Source organism: Stieleria sp., assembly GCF_041595215.1.
Lineage (GTDB): Bacteria > Planctomycetota > Planctomycetia > Pirellulales > Pirellulaceae > Stieleria > Stieleria magnilauensis.
In genome coordinates this window covers 1-1,661 of the sequence record NZ_JBFHKV010001452.1, presented here as the reverse complement: position 1 = coordinate 1,661, position 1,661 = coordinate 1, and the positions used below count along the sequence as shown (strand labels likewise).

Sequence of the window (1,661 nt, the reverse complement as noted above, 5' to 3'; positions counted from 1 at the left end):
TCGACGATTTGTCAGACCAGTCGTGGATTGGTCGCGGCCTGGTTTGGTGGAACGAAAGAGAAGCACAAGGATGTCGGGATCTGGACCAGCTATCACGATGGAAGCCGCTGGTCGTCGCCTTCGCAAGTGGCGACCGGTGTCCAGCATGATGGCTTGCGTCATCCGTGCTGGAATCCGGTGCTGTTTCAACCACCCGGCGACGCCCCGACGCTGTTGTTTTTCAAGGTCGGCCCCGACCCGCAGAGTTGGTGGGGCGAGATGATGGTCAGCTATGATCGCGGGCGAACGTTCCGCGATCGAGTTCGACTGCCCGAAGGCATCGACGGTCCGGTGCGGTGCAAACCAATCCTGACCGATGACGGGCGTCTGTTGTGTGGATCGTCGACCGAATACGACGGGTGGCGAGTGCATTTCGAGAAAGTCGATCTGCTCGGTGGTCAGCCCGCCGGGACGTGGAACCGAATCGGGCCGATCAACGACGCGTCCAAATTCAACGCGATTCAACCGACCCTGCTGCAACATGCCGACGGCACGCTTCAAGCTTTGTGCCGAAGCAAAGAAGGCGTGATCGTCAGCACTCGCTCCAGCGACGGCGGAACCACTTGGTCGGCTCTGAAAGCCATCGATCTTCCCAATCCCAATTCGGGCATCGAAGTCGTTTCGTTAGCCGACGGCCGTCACTTGCTGATCTACAACCATCTGGGCAGCGGAAGCAGCGGTTGGGGACGTCGCGGGATGTTGAACCTGGCGATTTCCGAAGACGGCGATCACTGGACACGTGTCGGGACGCTGGAACAAGAAAAGGGCGCCGAATTCAGTTACCCGGCGATCATCCAGACCGACGACGGTCTGGTCCACGCGACCTACACCTGGAAACGGCAAAAGGTCAAACACGTCGTCATCGATCCGAGCAAGTTGGTCGAGGAGAAGTGATCCCTTGGGTCACCTTCGCCCTGGGCGATGGTGTTTACACATCTTTTGCATGTCAGATCTATTCTGAGTGAATGGCTTCGGCCAACGGCCGTTTACATCCATAGCCTTGGGCATCGCCCAAGGTCCGCAAACGAGAACGCGAGGGATTGGCCAACGGCCATGCACAAATGCCTCGAGTAGAGACCAATGCCCAGGGGGAGAGTGACGAAAACCCTTTGTGATCAGCGACTTAAAAACCGCACGACCTCCACACGGGAGGGTTACTTCTCAACTTGATGCGTAGGGGGTCGAGCGAAGCGAGGGTTCATCGAAGTGTGAACACGGGCCCCGCTTACTCCACCGGCTCCAACGTGATCCGGTTCAAACGCATCAGCTCGTTTCCCGGACACGTGGCGACTTCGGCGACCAATTCAACCTGGCCTTGTTCCAAATGCAACACGCCGGCGGGGTGAGTTTCGAATTGGTCCGCGGTCGCGCTGGCTACGACGTCATGGCTGGTGGATTGATCGCCGCTGCGCAAGATCAATTTGCCGCCGGCATCGAGGGGGCGGCACCCGTAGGTCAGGCGAACGCGGTAGGAGCCCGCGCGCTCGACGTCCAGTTTCCAACTCGCTCGTTCACCGGGTTCCTTCCAGCCCTGGATCGTGTCCCAGTCGTAACCGTCAAAAACGTACTGGATGTGTTTGCCGGTCCAGGTCGCCCAACTCGGTTCGATGTCGACGCTGACG

At 59.0% G+C, this 1,661-nt stretch carries 2 protein-coding genes; one reads left to right on the top strand and one right to left on the bottom strand.

Annotation, left to right across the window (positions count from 1 at the left end):
- A partial coding sequence (locus ABX749_RS32035) for an exo-alpha-sialidase (RefSeq protein WP_372899616.1) occupies positions 1–933 on the top strand: 933 nt, incomplete at its 5' end.
- Between the two features lie 331 nt (positions 934–1,264).
- Here ABX749_RS32035 and ABX749_RS32030 read toward each other — a convergent pair.
- A partial coding sequence (locus tag ABX749_RS32030; protein ID WP_372899615.1) for a hypothetical protein occupies positions 1,265–1,661 on the bottom strand: 397 nt, incomplete at its 5' end.